We start from the raw sequence: 15,020 nt of genomic DNA on the forward strand, positions 1-15,020 counted from the left end.
GGAACAACTCATGCTGGAGGGTTTCATGAAAGCCACGCTGTCCGCTGTCGCGCTCTGCCTGCTGTTCGCCGTGCCCGCATTCGCCAAGGAAGTGGCCGGGGTGAACTATCCGGACACCGCGAAGGTGGGCGACAAGGAGCTGAAGCTCAACGGGGTGGGCCTTCGCAAGAAGTTCATCGTCAAGGTCTACACGGTGGGGCTGTACCTGGAGACGCCGTCGAAGGACGCCGCGCAGGTCCTCGCCGCGGACGAAATCAAGCGCGTGCGCATGTACATGCTCCGTGATTTGGACAAGAAGACCATCACCGAGGCCATCGTCGACGGCTTCAAGAAGAACGCGGGCGCGAAGATGCCGGCGCTCCAGGCGCGGCTGGACACCTTCACCGCGGAGATTCCCGACCTGAAGAAGGGCGACGAGCTCATCCTCACGTACACCCCGGGCAAGGGGACGCAGATCCAGAGCAAGAAGGAGGGCGAGAAGATCTCCGTGGAGGGCAAGGACTTCGCGGACGCGCTCTTCTCGGTGTGGCTGGGCAAGGACCCGGTCGATGACGGCCTGAAGGACGGGATGCTCGGCAAGGACTGAGCGAGTCGTCCGTCTCTCAGCGCAGCACCTGGAGGCGCTCCGTGTCCTGGACCAAGGCACGGGGCGCCTTCCGCGTTTTCAGCCCGGCAGGAGGACGCTTGAAATACGTGGATGCGTGGCACGTAGTAGGAAGGTGCCCGGCTGGACGGCGACGCCGGGTCTGATAGCAACCGGCCGGTCAGGAGGACGACATGGGAATTTGCGCGTGGCTGGTGCTGGGCGGTATCGCGGGCTGGATTGCGAGCATCATCAAGGGCACGAACGCGAGGATGGGGTTGGTCGCCAACATCGCGACCGGCATCGTCGGGTCGATGCTGGGCGGCTGGCTGTTCAGTCTGCTGGGAGGCCGGGGCGTGACGGGGTTGAACCTCTACTCGTTGGCGGTGGCCACGGTGGGGGCGGTCATCCTCATCAGCATCGTCCAGGCGATACGCAAATAGCGCCTGGGGCCCTCTCGCCTTCAGAAGAGGCTGAGCTGGGGTGACGGTGGAGGCTTGCGCGGCGGGCGCCGGAAGGTGTCCGGCGCGTCCTCGGTGATGAAGGAGGTGCGCAGGCCGACCTTGCGCGCCGTCGTCTCGAAGAGGCGGTGGATGGTCTCCGCGTAGAGGCCCTCGCCGCGCATGCGGTGCTTGAAGCGGGAGTCGTTGAGCTCCCCACCGCGAATCTCCCGGATGCGGTGCAGGACGCGCTCGGCGCGCAGGGGCAGCCTGGCGCGCAGCCGTTCCTCGAAGACGTCCTTCACGGGGCCGGGCAGGCGCACCAGCGTGAAGTGCGCACGGGTGGCGCCCGCTTCCCGCACGGCGGTGAGCACACGGGAGATGTCCTCGTCGTTGAGCCCCGGAATGATGGGGGCCACGGAGACGGCCACGTTGAGGCCGGCCTCGGAGAGGCGGCGAATCGCGAGCAGCCGCCGTTGGGGCGACGCCGCGTAGGGCTCCATGGCGCGAGCAATCTCCGCGTTGTGGAAGGGCAGGCTGACGCTGACCCAGAGCCGGGCGTCGCGGGAGATGCGCTGGAGCACGTCGAGGTCCCGCTCGATGAGCACGCCCTTGGTGATGATGCCCACGGGGTTGCGGTACTCGGCGCAGACCTCCAGGCAGGCGCGGGTGAGGCGCATGGAGGCCTCGAGCGGCTGGTAGCAGTCGGTGACGCCGCTGAAGACGACCGTCTCTCCCCTCCAGGACGGGCGCTCGAAGTGCTCTCGCAGCAGCTCCGGGGCGCGGGGCTTCACGACGAGCTTCGTCTCGAAGTCCGTGCCCGCGCCGAAGTCGAGGTACTGGTGCGTGGGCCGTGCGTAGCAGTACGCGCAGGCGTGGAGGCAGCCGCGATAGGGATTGACGCTCCAGCTGAACCCCACGTCGGGGCTGTCGTTGTGCGAGACGACCTGTTTGCTGTGGTCTTCAAAGACCTCCAGCCGCGACGGAGGAATCTCGTCGAGGTACTCCACCTCGGTGCTCGCCCAGGGGTTGGGCGGATTGTCGATGGGGCGCGCCTTCACGCGCCCAGGGTGGGGCTGAAAGCGCGTTCAGTCAAGGGTCCGTCCATCGAACGGATTTTTTCTGCCCGGGTTGAGGTGAAATGCGCCCTGGGTTCGTTTCCTGGGGGCAGCGTCAACGTCAAGCAGGAGCTCTCGAGCATGAAGTCTTTTGGAATGAAGCCGCTTCTGACAGTGCTGTCAGTGCTGGTGGTCTCCCTCGTGGGATGCGGGGTTCCGGAGGAGGAGTCCCAGGCCTCTACGGGGGCCACGTCCCAGGCACTGACCGGTCCTTATGACCCCTGGGTGGCCCGCCACGCGCTCACCGCCGCCCAATATCAGACGGAATTCAATACGTGGACCGGGCAAGGCTATCGCCTCTCCTATGTCAGCGGTTACGAAGAGGGAGGCAGTGTCCGTTACGCGGCCATCTGGGAACAGACGAGCGGCCCGGCCTGGCGGGCCTTCCACGGGCTGACCTCCGCGCAGTACCAGACCACCGCCGTCAATCAGCATGCGCAGGGATACCGCCCGGTGGTGGTCAACGGGTACAGCGTCGGCGGTGTCGCCTACTTCGCGGTCATCTTCCATTCGGACGGTGTCGCCGCGTGGGCGGCCCGCCATGACCTGACCGCGGCCCAGTACCAGACGGAGTTCAACACCTGGACCGGGCAGGGCTACCGGCTCGTGCATGTCAGTGGCTACACGTCCGGTGGCGCGGAGCGCTATGCGGCCGTCTGGGAGCAGACCAGCGGGCCGGCCGCGCGGGCCTACCACGGGCTGACCTCGGCCCAATACCAGTCCACGTTCAACACCAATGCGTCCCAGGGCTACCAGCTCGCGAAGGTCAGCAGCTACAACGTGGGCGGCACGGACAAGTACGCGGCCATCTTCCATGCGTCAGCGGGGATTCCCATCGCCGCGCGTCATGGCCTCACCTCCGCCGCGTATCAACAGGCCGCGACGGACCTCAAGAACCAGGGCTATCGCCCCCTCGTGGTGGCGGCGCACAACAACGGGAGCCAGCCCGAGTTCGCGCTCGTCTGGCGGAACCTGACGTTCAGCGCGGCCGACCTGCAGCACATCGACACCACCGTCCAGCAGGCGATGGCCAGCACGAACACCGTCGGCCTGTCGCTGGCCATCACCCGTCGTGGACGGCTCGTGTTCGCCAAGGGCTATGGCCTGGCCGACCAGGGCAGCGGCACCCCGGTCCACTCCTCCCACCGCTTCCGCGTCGCCAGCGTGTCCAAGCCGATGACCTCCATCGGCATCATGAACCTGATTGAAAGCGGCCAGATTCAGCTGACGGACCGCGTCTTCGGCAGGGGCGGATTGCTCGGTGAGACGTTCGGCGCGCAGAGCACCTACCGGGACAGCCGCGTCCTGAACATCACCGTCCAGCAGTTGCTGGAGCACACCGCGGGCGGCTGGGACAACGATGGCGCGGATGGGTCGGGCGACCCCATGTTCATGAACACGGGCATGACGCACGCGCAGCTCATCCAGTGGGTGTTGCAGAACGTGCCGCTCGAGTTCGCGCCGGGGACGACGTACCAGTATTCGAACTTCGGCTACAGCGTCCTCGGTCGCATCATCGAACGCGTCACGGGGATGACCTATGACGCCTATATGCAAAGCCAGGTGTTCACGCCCAGCGGCGCCACCAGCTTCGCCGTCGGGGGCGATACCCTGGCAGCGCGTCTGTCGAACGAGGTCGTCTACTACCAGCTTGGCGCGGGGGCCTTCAATCCGTACGGCATGCCGGTGCGTCGCATGGATGCGCACGGCGGCTGGGTCGTCACGCCCATCGACCTGCTGCGCGTCTCCGTGCGAGCGGATGGGTACTCCACCGTCCCGGACCTGCTGAGCCCAAGCTCCCTCACCACGATGACCACCCGCACGACGGCGCTCGACACCCTGGGCAACCCCGTCAACTACGCCAAGGGCTGGTCGGTGAACAGCCTCCCCAACTGGTGGCACGGAGGCTACGTCCCGGGCACCCTGGCCCTGTTGGTGCGGACCGATGACCGCTATGGGCCCAGCCGCTCCGAGGAATTCACCTGGTCCGCCATGACCAACTCCAACAACCGGGCCGGCTCGGGCACGTCCGACATCAACCTCGACGGCCTGATGTGGAACGTCGTGAACGGCGTCAGCGCCTGGCCCGCGCACGACCTGTTCTAGGCAGGGACTTTCCAGCAGGACTCGTAGGCCCGGCGGGGCTCGCGGGAGCCTCCGCCGGTCCGTTGATGCATCGAGCTGGTTTCTCCGCGCCAACGGGCCGTGCGAGCGAAACACCCGCACGGCCCTCGTCGGAGTTCGTCAGCTCAGTCCGTGAACTCGCAGGACACGCCCACGCCAGTGCCCGCGTACGTGAAGGTCGCGGTGGCGCTGGTGGCGCTCGATGAGGTGAAGCTGAGCGTCGCACCGGAGGCGGTGAAGTTGGCGATGGACCGGTCGACCTGTCCGTTGGTGGTGCAGCTCACCGTGACGACGTTACCGGTGGTGAGACGCAGGGCGCATCCGTTCGCCATGTCGTCGAAGTTCCCGGTGCGGGTGCAGGACTGGGTGGAGGTGCTCATGGTGATGCTGCCCTGCGAGGTGCGATTGCCATTCGCTCGAATCAAGGCCAGCGCGGGAATGACGGTGGAGTTCGAGTAGATATCCGGCATCGACGTGGCGGTGTTGAAGCCGCCGAAGCTGGTGCAGCCGCCATTGGTATGCACGCCCACCACCACCCCGTCGCTCGACAGCACGGCGGAGCCGGACGAGCCATGGTCGGTGTCGATGTCTGCGTAGGCGAGTTGGCCGTCGACGAGCCGGCTCGCGTAGTGGCCCTCGTGGTACTTCTTGCGCAGCCCATTCGGATGCTGGGTGATGCTCAAGATTTGTCCCACGGTGGGGAGCGCGTTGACGGTCCGCATGCTGCCGAAGGTGTTGCCCGCATGGCTGGCGAGCCGGACCACGGCGTAGTCCAGACCTCCCAACTGGACGCGCTCGAGTCCCTCGGCGATCTGCACGGTGGTGGTGGTTCGCAGCGTACTCGTCGGGTCGACCTGGAAGTTGAACACCACGTCGTAGTTCGCCGCGTCCGCCGTGGACGTGAAGCAGTGGCCCGCCGTCAGGAGGATGTTCTCCGCGATGAGCGTGCCGGTGCACTCCGACGCGCCGGTGGCGCGCAGCCGGATGATGCCCACCGCCCGCTGGGTGCGCAGCACGTAGTTGCCCCACGCCCCACCACGGGTGGTGGCCCAGGGTTCGACATCCTCCCAATCCGTGGTGGTGCCGCAGATGGAGCCCTGCTGGATGGTGTGAAGGCCTCCGGCGGGGGCCTCCGACTCCAATCCCTCTCCGCAGCCCATAACCAGGGCGCTCACGGCGAGGGACGCCAGGAACTTCACGGAGAACTGCCTTGTATGCTTGAACATGGAGGGACCTTGAGTTGTTGCGTCTTGGTGGAACGACCTGTGCGTCGCGGGCCCCTGCCTGTCGCGACGCCTTCGCATCATCCACGGATTGCCATTGAATGGGATGTCACATCCACGTCACTTCGTGAGTCCAGGCAGGTGCTCACGGACCGACGAAGTCCATGAGCGCGTCCCGGACGGCGTCGAACGGAGCCATCTCCTTTCGGGCACGACAGAGAATCAACGCGCCTTCAACCGACGCCAGGATGAGCGCCGCGGCGCTGCTCGCCTTCGCGTGAGGCATTCCCGCCACCACCAGGCGCTCTCCGAGCTCACGCTCCCAGGCCACGAAGACGGACGCGGCCCGCGCGCCCAGCTCCGGATGTTCCAGCCGCGCATTGGCCACGGCGGCGATGGCGCACCCGGCCTGGCAGTCGGTCTTCACCAGCACCGTCCTCCACGACTCGAAGAAGCGCCTCACCACCTGCCCCGGCGTCGCCCCCTCGCCATGGCGAAGGAGCGCGAGCACGCGGTCCCCCACCAACGCCGAACTCGTGGACGCGGTTCGCGCGAGCGCGATGGCCCGGCGCTGACGAAACGGGCGGGTAGCGGCACGTTCAACCCCTCCACGGAGAGCTGGCTCAAGCCTGGTTGCTGGAGGTGTCGCGAGCGGATTCCCAGGCGGACAGGCGCTGCCGCTGCCGGGGGACTGGCCAGTCGTGCTCGAAGTCGAAGGGCCGTCGAGCCTGCAGCGTGAGTTCGAGCGCCGCGCGGATTCGGGTCTCCGGTGGGGCCAGGGCTTCCTTCAGCTCATCCAGGCAGGAACCCAGGCTGAATGGATGGCCGTGGCGCCACCTCACCCCACGGTGAAACCGGTGCTGGTGGGTTGCCCACCAGCGATGCCATGGCTCGGGGTCTTGGTCCCATTGCTCGACCTCGACGTCTCCGTCTTCGACCTCCGCCTCCTCCGAGGCCATACGTGCTTGTTGCTTCAGTTGCGCGCCACTGAGCAGCCCAAGCGCCCTGGCCGCGGCTTGAGCGCTGGTGGCCGACTCTAGCGTCAGGTGGGACAGCAGCTCGGTCACCGCGGCGCCCAGGCCGAGCATCCCCATGGCGTCGAGCCCTGCGACAGCGAGTTCAGGACGCCTGCATGCCTGTCGCAAGACAGGCAGTGCCTGTGAGTCACCCGCCAACCCCAGCAACCTCAAGAGAGGAGGCGTCCCCTGTCCCTCGGCGCATCGCTGCCGACAGAGGGGCAGTGCGAGATTCGAACCCAGCATCAGCGCGGCGCGGGCCAAGGGCTCGATTGCATGAGGGGCCTCATGGGAGAGCCTGGATTCGATGGGGGCGAGGGCAGGTCGATGGCGGAGCCGGGCGAGGGCGAGGGCGGCCTCTCTCCTCACGGAGGAGTCTTCGTCGTCGAGGAGCGCGAGAAGTCTGGAGGGCGCGCCTTCTCTCCGGTGTCCCAGGAGTGCCGCGCTCGCGGCCCGCACTTCGGGACGTCCGTCACTCAGGGCGCGGGTACAGAAGTCCGCGAGCCCCGGGTTCGATACGAGGACCAGCGCCTCGGTCCACACGGTCAGCTTGTCTGTGCGGTCCTCCTCACGGGATTGAAGGAGGTCGTCGAAGTCGCATCGCTCGAGCGCAAGTGAGGCCAGGACATGAATCCCCGCCCGGAGCTGCCCTTCGTCTTCCGTGGCCAGGAGTTCGCGAGCACACGCCACCGCCATGTCCCTTGATGCGCGCAGGGCTCCGACCTGGCGTGCGAGGCGCGACTCGAGCTCCTCCGCCTCCATCCAGGAGCAACCAGGGGTGACGAACGAGCGCCTCCGCTGTTCGAGAAGGAAGTCCACCTCCGAAAGGTGCTGCTCCTGAAACTCTCTCAGGAATGCCGCCGCTCCTGGATGCGCCCTCAGGCTCATGCTTTCGCGCCGGGGGCCTTGGGAGTCAGGCGAGGCGCGTGTTGTCACGCAGCACCTCCGTGACTTTCGACAACCCCGCTTCGCTCATCGAGGCGACCTCGACGATGAGCCCACCCCGGGGTGGGTGGTGCGCGTAGATGGCGGCGTCCTCGCGGTCAAGCAGCAGGCAGGAGGGCCCCGCGTGTGCAAGGTGCTCGAACCCCGACTTCAGGGCGATCTGCTTCAGCGACTGGAGCTGCTTCAACTGGGGAGCGCGGCTCTCCTGCTGCCCGGAGAGGGACATCATCATCGTCGTCCGGGCTGGCATGGGCTTCAGGCGCTTGGACAGGAACCCCAGGGAGAACAGCAGGGCCCTGAGGGAGTGGTAGCCCGGGTGGACACGCCCTTCGAACACGGCGTTGCCACCGGTCTCGAACCGGACCACCCAGAAGTCATCCTCACTGGGTGAGTCGAGGTCGAGGTAGTAATCGAAGTAGGGGTCCTTCAATTCCATGGCCACCAGGACGTAGCGAGGCGGCGGACGCCACTCTTCCGACTCGAGGCTTTCGATGAGCGCATCGAGCTCGAAGCTCACGGCGGGGAGTTCCAGGCTCCCCATGTTGCTCCCCATCCTCCGCAAGAAATCCACGTAGTGAGGGGGCAGCTCTCGGCCGACCAGGTCCGCGAAGCGAGCGATTCGCTCATGGGGGGCACCCCGGATGGTGGCTGGGTAGTCCGGGTCGTAGCGGCCCAGGAGCGCGATGAAGTCATCCATCATGAAGCAGCCTCCTCGGGGCAGGGCTTGTGGGGAGGGCAGAGCATGGGCGTCAGATGGATCTGGCAGGTCTCGCAGGATGGCACGACATCACCATGCCGGAACTCCTCGGTGACCTGTCGCGTCTCTTGACCGAGGGTTTTGAAATAGGTGACGCCGACGGTCGTCCGGACCCCCACTTTGCTCTTCTTGTTGGCGCGCTCCACGGCGGCCTCCGGGAAGTAGAACACCTCGGTCATGGCGCCTGGCTTGTGTCCATCCTGATGCGCCTTCTGGATGAGCTTGGGCGCCGCGCAGGCCCCGGGTGGATTCCTGGGGGCTGGCAGCGCCTCCAGGAAGAGCGCCTGCCCGTCTGGAATGAGGCCCATGGAATCCTGGACCTGAGAGAAGTCGACCGGATCGCACACCCCCCAGCGCTTCCTTGCATCGTGCTCATTGAGCAACTCGACGGCCTTCTTGAAGCCGTCCAGCGCCTGGTCATCTCCGGACATGGCGGCGTAGATTTTCTGCCGACACGCGCACACCAGTACTCCGAGCATGTAGCCCCCCTTCTTCTTGAACACTGCCAGGTGGCTCAGCTTGGGCGTCATGCTGATGTGGTCGAGCGTCCCCATCAGCTTCACGGCCAGCGCGGTGCTCTCGGGTCGTTCCAGGATCCGGTGTTCCGCCTTTTCGTGCCCACAGGCCCTGGGACAGCCTGCGCCGACCGGATCATCCCCATAGGCAAAGCCACATTGCCCGTCCTGCATGAAGGCCGTGTTGAATGTATTCCCATTGTGCTGGGTGACGTCCATGAAGCGCACGACACCCTTGCCCTCGAACTTCACGTCGAGGCTGTAGGTGCCCCAGGTCATCTTCCCCTTCGTCTTTGCCGAGACGAGTCCACCCCCCGCCGTGCCTGCTTCGTCTCCCGAACTCGTCCCCAGCTTGGAGGTCTTGAGTGCCACCGGGTTCCCGTCGATGGTGACCGACGTGCTCCCTTCGGCCAGGTCGCTGTTCCTGGCCACGTTCACGTAGGGCACGGGCACCGGCCCACCTGGAGAGGGAGTCTTGCAGACGTCGGGGGCCGCGCAGGTATTGGTTCCACCATCACCCGAATGGACGATGGTCCTCCCATTGGCGAAGACGTCGCTCATATTTCCCTTCCAATGATGCAGGCTCCGACCTGTCCTTCGTCGGAGCAGCCGTAGACGAGCATCCGGGCTTCGGATGCTGGACTCGAGACCTGCTCTCCCAACAGCTGAAGCGCCAACCCGAACTGGACCACGCCAGCGCCAGCGCCTACGTCTCCTTGGGTTTCCGCTAGAAGCATGACGCGTAGCGGCTCGGGCATGAGCGAGGCATTGCGCAGATACGCCCGATTGAACTCATGTCCCCAGAAGGTCTCTCCCGTCTGGCAGGACAGGACCTGCGCGACTCTTTTCCTTTCAGTCGCCGGATGGGTGCGCAGGTAGTGGAACGCCGTCGTGAGTCCTTCCGCCAGGCTGGGCTTGCCACACGTCATGGGGCGGGGCTCCTTCGCGACAGTGGCGGCGAGGACGAGACCTTGCGGGCGCAATCCCCGGTGTCTGGCTGTCGAGGCCCGTGTGAGCAACACGAAGCCTGCTCCTTCCCCGGGGATGATTCCGTCGCGGACCGTCGAACAGCGCAGGCGTCGCCCGCCGAGCAACTGCTTCAATGAGCCTGGATCGCAAAACGAGTCGGCGGCACCCACCAGCACCTGTCGTGCTCGGCCCGCATGCAGCGCCGCCATGGCCCGAGACAGGGCCGCGAAGAAACCTGCCCGTCCCTCGTGGCAGAGCCCGTCTGCCTCCAGATGGAGTCGGTAGGGCGAGGCCACCTGTGCGAGCGCCTCCAACAGGCGTGTTCTCTCGACGTCCACACCACCGACAGAGCCGGAGAGCGCCATGAACAAGGGAAGGGTCTCCCTCTTGTCCAGGGGCACGGCATCGAGGCATTCCTGGAGGGCGGTTGCCGCGAGCGCGACGATGCGGTCCGTGCGAGAACACCGCGTCTCCAACAGTGACAACATCGAGGCCCGGACCGGTTCCCCGGTCGAGTCCAGGACTCCCGTCAGGAAGAAGCGAACCGTGCCGGCCGCCATCTCGACCAGGGTGGTGGGGGCTGTCAGGCCCAGCGGTGTGCAGAGTCCCAGTCCAAGCACCGCCACTGCGTCGGTTCCGGGCGTCACGAGAGTGGCTCCTCCCAGGGCTCCAGCTCTCGAACCACTGTGTACTCGTGCTTGGAGAGCAGTCCATGGACCGGCACCGCCGCACGCCAGATGAGGGTCAGTCCGCGCTCGTCGGGCTCGATATGGACGGCGTCGAGCACCATGGGCCTTCGCTCGACCCTGTCGCGGAAGATGGCCTTGATGACCAACCGATGTCGGGGCAGTGGGAAGGACAGCGGTCCATCTGGCGAGAGGCCTGAGAGCACTACAGGCTCGCCGCCCTTCAACCAGGGAGCGGCGGCGAGTCCATGCGCCGCGGCCAGGAAGAATCGAGGGTCGAAGTCGGCTGGCCAGAGGGGCGCTCGCTGCTCGACCCAGGCCTCGTCATACGTCCCGGCCCAGGCAAGTCTTGGCTGCCAGTATCGCGAGAGCGGTCCGAGCCCCCAGGGTGGCACCTGCTGGCTGAAATGAGTCAGCCGATGCGCTGGGTCCTCGAAGTTCGGGAGGGGCTGTTCCAAAGCCGCTTTGGAGGAGCCATGGAACCCGCGCCCCACCGGATTCCGGGCCTCCATGGGTCCGCCGAAGCTTCGCTCATAGACGAGTGGCAGGGAGTCGAAGGGCAGGGGCACCGAGGGTTGCAAGGTCAGCACTCCTCGCGCCCAGACGCGTTCGCCCAGGACGTGAAGTGTTTTCTGACAGGGTCCAATCCGGGCAGCCACCTGCATTTCCTTCACGGGGCGCCCGCGCGGGGCCCATGCCCGGCCTGAAATGTAGATGTCGGTCGCCGGGCGGTACCAGGTGCTCTGCCCCTCCATTCGCAGGCTGGACGTCTCTGGAGAGTGCCAGTAGCTGTCCACCAGGGGTGGAGGCCCCTGCCTATCACTCCGTGCAGGCGGCGTGTCTGACGCGCGTCCGGCACGAGGCAACTCGAAGTGCCCGGAAACGCAGACGACCAATTGCTCGCATCCTGTCCCATCTAAGGACGGAAACGAAATCGCTCCGAACGACGTAAGGTTCTCGAGCTTGGGCATGAATGGGTACGTTGGCTTGCGCGAACCTCGGGCCATCCTGCGCCGAATCGAAACACCAGACAAGGCGGCCCTGGAGGCCCTCTGCACGGACGATTCGCTCCAGGTGAGCGGAGTCATGGAGTGAGAGTCATTGTTGCCCCAGTCGAGGAATGACTCGGGCTCAATCCAAGCAGAGACAATCATGGTGGCGCCGCGTGCTGTTCCCCGGCATCGCTTGTCTACTTCCCTCGTCGCCCCCGGTAGCGGCGCTCCGCATCCGAAGCCGGCACTTCCGAAGACAATCGTCCCCCATGGGCGCGCCGATTCCATCGACTTCGCGGACGTGTACACGCCGACGTCGGAGATGGGGTGCTCGCTGGGCGTGGGCGCGCGCATCCAGCTCCAGCCGACGCATCCTTCCCTGCCCGCCGGTCACACGGTGGGCGGCATCTTCCGATGCGGTGGAAATGGCGGCGGGTAGCGTCCGCTCGAAGGCGGAGGACTCGGGCGTGCCCTCTCTCCATGGGGCCGCGCCCAGCGTGTAGATTCAAGGGGTTGAGATACCTCGTCGGCTCTGGCGGCGCGGGTCCGAAGAAAATCGTCCGGGTCGCGAATCCGTTCGGAGGGTGCCCGCCTCTTAATGGGTGAGGCAGGGCATTTTCCCCGCCCCCGTCTTCCAGGTGCTCACATGGCCGCCCACCCGTTGCCCGCTGCTCCTGACGCGATGCTGCTCGCGGCCCACGCGGGTGACCGTGACGCGATGCTCCGCCTGCTCCAGGCGCTTCAGCCCAACCTCAGGCGGTACGCGCAGCAGCGCTGCTTCATCAACGACATCGACGACGCGGTCCAGGAGTCGCTGCTCGTGCTGGCCCGCCACCTGGGCTCCGTTCGGAAGCTGGCGTCCCTGTCGGGCTGGCTGTTCCGCATCGTCCAGCGCGAGTGCCGACGCCTGGGGCGGGTGACGCTCAAGCAGGACCCCTACGAGGAGGCGCTGGCCGACCAGTGGATGGGCTCGCACACGTCGGAGTCCGCGCGGGTCGACGTGGCCTCCGCGCTGGAGTCCTTGCCCCCGCACTACCTGGAGGTCGTCCTGCTGCGCGACTTCGAGGAGTTGTCCATTCGCGAAATCTCCGAGCGCCTGGGCGAAGACGTGCCCGCCGTGAAGAGCCGCCTCCATCGGGCTCGCGCCATGGTGCGCGAGTACCTGCTGGCCTGACCTTTCATCCCCGCCTCATCGACATCCGAAGAAGGAGCCCCGTCATGGCCAACCCCATGTCCACCCTCGGCATCATCCACACCGTCGTCAGCCTGCCCCCCCTCATCTTCGGAGGCTGGGCCTTCCTCCGCGACGGCCGCATCGACCCCGGCACCCGCGTGGGCCGGCTGTATCTGTTGAGCATGGTGGCGTCGATTGTCACGTCGTTCGGCCTCTCCAGCACGGGCGGCTTCAACCCCGGCCATGGCCTGGGCCTGCTCGCGCTCGTGCTCATGGCGGTGGGCGTCGCCGCCTCGCGCATGGGTGGGCTCGGCCGCGCCACGCCCTACGTGGAGACGCTGACGTTGTCCGCCAGCTTCATGGTGCTGCTGGTGCCTGGAATCAACGAGACGCTGACGCGCCTGCCCGCGGGCCAGCCCATCGCCAGCAGTCCGGAGTCGCCTCCCGTTCAGGCCGCCTTGCTCGCGCTGGTGGTCTTCTTCCTGCTCGGGGCCACGTACCAGGTGCTGAAGCTGCGGGCGCTCTCGCGAAGGAGCCTCGTGGCCGGCCCGGTGGCGTGACGCATTCGCTCCAGTCCTGCTCGCCAGTTCCATCGGCGCGGCGCTGGAGCCCTCCGCCAGGAGCCGTCAAACCGCCCCGTCACGCGTCGAGGTCCCCTCCTCGTGACGGGGACCTCGCTTGCTCATGCCGCGGACGTCACGGCTTCTTCCGCCAGCGGACGTCAATGCCTTTCACCCAGGCCTCGAAGCGGCCGTCGCCCCGGTCTTCGGCGCGGAACACGAGCTCTCCGGCCTCGGCTTCGAAGACGCAGGATTTCGACTGCGGCTGTGCTTCATGCACGTCGAACGTGGCGAGGACGTTGTCCCCCTGCTGCACGACGAGCCGCCCGCACCACTCGTGGGCATGCGCATCCAGCGTGAGCGTCGCTGGATGGGCGAGCATGGCCTTCGCTGACTCGTGGGCGCCCGCGAGCACGAAGAGCATCCCGTCGCGCCGCGTGTGGTTTCCGGTGAGCCGGGTGATGGGGTTCGGCTTTCGGAGAAGGGACAGGCAGTCCAGCTCGGGATGGCCACCCCAATCAATCACCCGCTGGGACGCGACCGTCAGACCTTCCTTGTGCGCGTAGTGCGCGAAGAGGTCCTTGCTCATGAAGTTGCGGATGTTGGGGCTGTCCATCCACTTCCCACACGGGTTGCCGGTGTAGTTCGAGTGGTGGATGAACGCGTGTGCGCCCGGCTCCAGGACGCGGAAGAACTCGCGCAGATAGGCCCGCACCACGTCACTGTCGAAGTGGACCATGGCGTCGAAACAGTAGGTGAGCGTCACCGAACCACTGCGCACCGCTGCGAGGGACGAGCCGTCGTTGACGACATAGGTGATCTTCGAGTCCCGACCCGCGAAGCGGCGACGGCAGAAGTCGATGTTCTCCTTGTTGATGTCCACCACGTGGATCCGCTGCGCGAGGGGCAGCAGGTACTCCGTGTTCCGACCGTGACCGGCCGCGAGGTCCAGGGACGAGGAGAAGTCACACTCTCCGATGACGGGCCAGATGGTGTTCTTCCAGGCGTCCGGCATGAAGCGCTCGACTTCTTCGTAGTACGCGTGCTCCTTCCAGTCGTCTCCAACCTCCTTGGCCAGGACGCTGACTCCTTCTTTCGACATGGGCGTGGTTCTCCCGACGGTTGGATGGCTCGGAGCAGACACAATCCTCTCCGCCACGGCAAGAGAACTCGGCGGATGCGCCAGGCGTGGCGGGTCTCTGGCTGCCTGGCGTGTATCCCCCGGCGACGCCTACGCCTCCAGTCGCTTGCGCAGCGCTCCCAGTCGGCTTCGGCCCACCGGCAGCCGGGTGCCGTCCCGCAGCTCCACCGCGCTGCGTGAGCCCTCCGAGGCGACGAGCTCGCGGATGTCCGTCGCCCGGACGAGATAGGAGCGGTGGATGCGGAGGAAGTCGGCGGGGAGCAACTGCTCGAGCCGCTCCAGGCTCTTCTCGCTCAGTTCGGTGCCACCTCCGCGAAGGACGAGCTCCGCGTAGTCGCCAGCGCCCTGGATGTACGCGACGGAGTCCAGGGGCACGAGGACCACGCCTCCTCCCTTCCTCACCGCGAGGGTGCGCAAGGCCGTGGCCGCGCGGTTTCCCACGCGGGCGAGCGCGACGGCGAGCCGCTCCGGCGTGTAGGGCTTTGGCACGAAGTCCAGCACCCCCAGCTCGAAGGCGCGCAGCGCCTGGTCGGTGTTCGCGGAGACCACCACCGTCTGGAATGCGCCCGCGGCCGCCTCCGCGAGCAGCGCGAAGCCGTCCTCTCCCGAGAGGTTCAGGTCCAGCAGCAGCACGTCCACGGTGCGCTCCGCCAGCAGCGCGCGCGCCTCATCCAGGCTCGCGCACACGCACGGAGGCGGGGTGCCCGGCCCCAACTGCTGCTCGCACAGCCGGGCGAGACGGCGCGCCGCCAGCGGCTCGTCCTCCACGATGAGCAT

At 66.6% G+C, this 15,020-nt stretch carries 17 protein-coding genes and 1 pseudogene; 7 read left to right on the top strand and 11 right to left on the bottom strand.

The window, feature by feature from the left end:
• Positions 1-25: 25 nt before the first annotated feature.
• Both G4D83_RS02820 and G4D83_RS02825 read left to right on the top strand, forming a co-directional pair.
• The gene (locus G4D83_RS02820) at positions 26-586 is read left to right on the top strand and encodes a chalcone isomerase family protein (RefSeq protein WP_163862432.1); all 561 of its coding nucleotides are present in this window, start codon (positions 26-28) and stop codon (positions 584-586) included.
• Between the two features lie 191 nt (positions 587-777).
• Positions 778-1,026, top strand: a complete 249-nt coding sequence (locus tag G4D83_RS02825; RefSeq protein WP_163862435.1) for a GlsB/YeaQ/YmgE family stress response membrane protein — start codon at positions 778-780, stop codon at positions 1,024-1,026.
• A gap of 20 nt (positions 1,027-1,046) precedes the next feature.
• On the opposite strand, the gene G4D83_RS02830 is transcribed toward G4D83_RS02825, so the two are convergent.
• Positions 1,047-2,084: a PA0069 family radical SAM protein gene (locus tag G4D83_RS02830; protein WP_163862438.1), complete on the bottom strand. Its 1,038-nt coding sequence runs from the start codon at positions 2,082-2,084 to the stop codon at positions 1,047-1,049.
• Positions 2,085-2,222: 138 nt separating this feature from the next.
• Here G4D83_RS02830 and G4D83_RS02835 point away from each other — a divergent pair, with 138 nt between their 5' ends.
• Entirely contained in the window at positions 2,223-4,247 is a 2,025-nt protein-coding gene (locus G4D83_RS02835) for a serine hydrolase (protein WP_240356106.1), read from the top strand.
• Between the two features lie 143 nt (positions 4,248-4,390).
• On the opposite strand, the gene G4D83_RS02840 is transcribed toward G4D83_RS02835, so the two are convergent.
• From G4D83_RS02840 to G4D83_RS02875, 8 genes and pseudogenes are all read right to left on the bottom strand, one after another.
• The gene (locus G4D83_RS02840) at positions 4,391-5,491 is read right to left on the bottom strand and encodes a trypsin-like serine peptidase (RefSeq protein WP_163862441.1); all 1,101 of its coding nucleotides are present in this window, start codon (positions 5,489-5,491) and stop codon (positions 4,391-4,393) included.
• A gap of 142 nt (positions 5,492-5,633) precedes the next feature.
• Positions 5,634-5,999 carry an LmrA/YxaF family transcription factor gene (locus tag G4D83_RS02845; RefSeq protein WP_176435821.1) on the bottom strand — a complete coding sequence of 122 codons (366 nt, stop codon included), beginning with the start codon at positions 5,997-5,999 and terminating at the stop codon, positions 5,634-5,636.
• Between the two features lie 112 nt (positions 6,000-6,111).
• Positions 6,112-6,582: a hypothetical protein gene (locus G4D83_RS02850; protein ID WP_163862444.1), complete on the bottom strand. Its 471-nt coding sequence runs from the start codon at positions 6,580-6,582 to the stop codon at positions 6,112-6,114.
• A gap of 258 nt (positions 6,583-6,840) precedes the next feature.
• Positions 6,841-7,392 (bottom strand): annotated as a pseudogene (locus tag G4D83_RS47160) (HEAT repeat domain-containing protein); the annotation flags it as partial.
• A 25-nt stretch (positions 7,393-7,417) separates the two neighbouring features.
• A complete protein-coding gene (locus G4D83_RS02860) occupies positions 7,418-8,149 on the bottom strand; it encodes an SMI1/KNR4 family protein (protein ID WP_163862450.1) in 732 nt (243 codons plus the stop codon).
• Positions 8,146-9,282 (bottom strand): DUF4150 domain-containing protein, encoded by a 1,137-nt coding sequence (locus G4D83_RS02865; RefSeq protein ID WP_163862453.1) that lies wholly within the window; start codon positions 9,280-9,282, stop codon positions 8,146-8,148. Before G4D83_RS02865 ends, G4D83_RS02860 begins: the two co-directional genes overlap by 4 nt.
• Complete coding sequence (locus G4D83_RS02870) at positions 9,279-10,337, bottom strand: beta-ketoacyl synthase N-terminal-like domain-containing protein (RefSeq protein WP_163862456.1); 1,059 nt, start codon at positions 10,335-10,337, stop codon at positions 9,279-9,281. The genes G4D83_RS02865 and G4D83_RS02870 overlap by 4 nt, the downstream gene beginning before the upstream one ends.
• Positions 10,334-11,383 (bottom strand): DUF2169 family type VI secretion system accessory protein, encoded by a 1,050-nt coding sequence (locus G4D83_RS02875; protein WP_338041897.1) that lies wholly within the window; start codon positions 11,381-11,383, stop codon positions 10,334-10,336. Before G4D83_RS02875 ends, G4D83_RS02870 begins: the two co-directional genes overlap by 4 nt.
• Here G4D83_RS02875 and G4D83_RS46740 point away from each other — a divergent pair.
• The 4 genes from G4D83_RS46740 to G4D83_RS02890 all read left to right on the top strand — a co-directional run bounded on the left by G4D83_RS46740 (position 11,346) and on the right by G4D83_RS02890 (position 13,102).
• Positions 11,346-11,471 carry a hypothetical protein gene (locus G4D83_RS46740; RefSeq protein WP_255203628.1) on the top strand — a complete coding sequence of 42 codons (126 nt, stop codon included), beginning with the start codon at positions 11,346-11,348 and terminating at the stop codon, positions 11,469-11,471. The genes G4D83_RS02875 and G4D83_RS46740 overlap by 38 nt on opposite strands.
• 90 nt (positions 11,472-11,561) lie before the next feature.
• A complete protein-coding gene (locus G4D83_RS02880) occupies positions 11,562-11,807 on the top strand; it encodes a hypothetical protein (RefSeq protein ID WP_163862463.1) in 246 nt (81 codons plus the stop codon).
• 207 nt (positions 11,808-12,014) lie between these two features.
• Complete coding sequence (locus G4D83_RS02885) at positions 12,015-12,542, top strand: RNA polymerase sigma factor (protein ID WP_205522553.1); 528 nt, start codon at positions 12,015-12,017, stop codon at positions 12,540-12,542.
• A 44-nt stretch (positions 12,543-12,586) separates the two neighbouring features.
• A complete protein-coding gene (locus G4D83_RS02890; protein WP_163862466.1) occupies positions 12,587-13,102 on the top strand; it encodes a DUF2306 domain-containing protein in 516 nt (171 codons plus the stop codon).
• A 136-nt stretch (positions 13,103-13,238) separates the two neighbouring features.
• Here the strand turns inward: G4D83_RS02890 and G4D83_RS02895 are convergent, their stop codons facing one another.
• Positions 13,239-14,204 (bottom strand): class I SAM-dependent methyltransferase, encoded by a 966-nt coding sequence (locus G4D83_RS02895; RefSeq protein ID WP_163862469.1) that lies wholly within the window; start codon positions 14,202-14,204, stop codon positions 13,239-13,241.
• A gap of 129 nt (positions 14,205-14,333) precedes the next feature.
• Positions 14,334-15,020, bottom strand: coding sequence for a LytR/AlgR family response regulator transcription factor (locus G4D83_RS02900; RefSeq protein ID WP_240356131.1), 687 nt, complete (start codon positions 15,018-15,020; stop codon positions 14,334-14,336).

It is taken from the genome of Myxococcus eversor (assembly GCF_010894455.1).
Lineage (GTDB): Bacteria > Myxococcota > Myxococcia > Myxococcales > Myxococcaceae > Myxococcus > Myxococcus eversor.

What these genes read in the sequence shown, in the direction of transcription:
- G4D83_RS02825 (WP_163862435.1), top strand. Translation starts at nt 778, where the DNA reads ATGGGAATTTGCGCGTGGCTGGTGCTGGGCGGTATCGCGGGCTGGATT.
- G4D83_RS02865 (WP_163862453.1), bottom strand. Translation starts at nt 9,282, where the DNA reads ATGAGCGACGTCTTCGCCAATGGGAGGACCATCGTCCATTCGGGTGAT.
- G4D83_RS02860 (WP_163862450.1), bottom strand. Translation starts at nt 8,149, where the DNA reads ATGATGGATGACTTCATCGCGCTCCTGGGCCGCTACGACCCGGACTAC.
- G4D83_RS02820 (WP_163862432.1), top strand. Translation starts at nt 26, where the DNA reads ATGAAAGCCACGCTGTCCGCTGTCGCGCTCTGCCTGCTGTTCGCCGTG.
- G4D83_RS02885 (WP_205522553.1), top strand. Translation starts at nt 12,015, where the DNA reads ATGGCCGCCCACCCGTTGCCCGCTGCTCCTGACGCGATGCTGCTCGCG.
- G4D83_RS46740 (WP_255203628.1), top strand. Translation starts at nt 11,346, where the DNA reads ATGAATGGGTACGTTGGCTTGCGCGAACCTCGGGCCATCCTGCGCCGA.
- G4D83_RS02895 (WP_163862469.1), bottom strand. Translation starts at nt 14,204, where the DNA reads ATGTCGAAAGAAGGAGTCAGCGTCCTGGCCAAGGAGGTTGGAGACGAC.
- G4D83_RS02835 (WP_240356106.1), top strand. Translation starts at nt 2,223, where the DNA reads ATGAAGTCTTTTGGAATGAAGCCGCTTCTGACAGTGCTGTCAGTGCTG.
- G4D83_RS02875 (WP_338041897.1), bottom strand. Translation starts at nt 11,383, where the DNA reads ATGGCCCGAGGTTCGCGCAAGCCAACGTACCCATTCATGCCCAAGCTC.
- G4D83_RS02850 (WP_163862444.1), bottom strand. Translation starts at nt 6,582, where the DNA reads ATGGGGATGCTCGGCCTGGGCGCCGCGGTGACCGAGCTGCTGTCCCAC.
- G4D83_RS02890 (WP_163862466.1), top strand. Translation starts at nt 12,587, where the DNA reads ATGGCCAACCCCATGTCCACCCTCGGCATCATCCACACCGTCGTCAGC.
- G4D83_RS02840 (WP_163862441.1), bottom strand. Translation starts at nt 5,491, where the DNA reads ATGTTCAAGCATACAAGGCAGTTCTCCGTGAAGTTCCTGGCGTCCCTC.
- G4D83_RS02900 (WP_240356131.1), bottom strand. Translation starts at nt 15,020, where the DNA reads ATGCTCATCGTGGAGGACGAGCCGCTGGCGGCGCGCCGTCTCGCCCGG.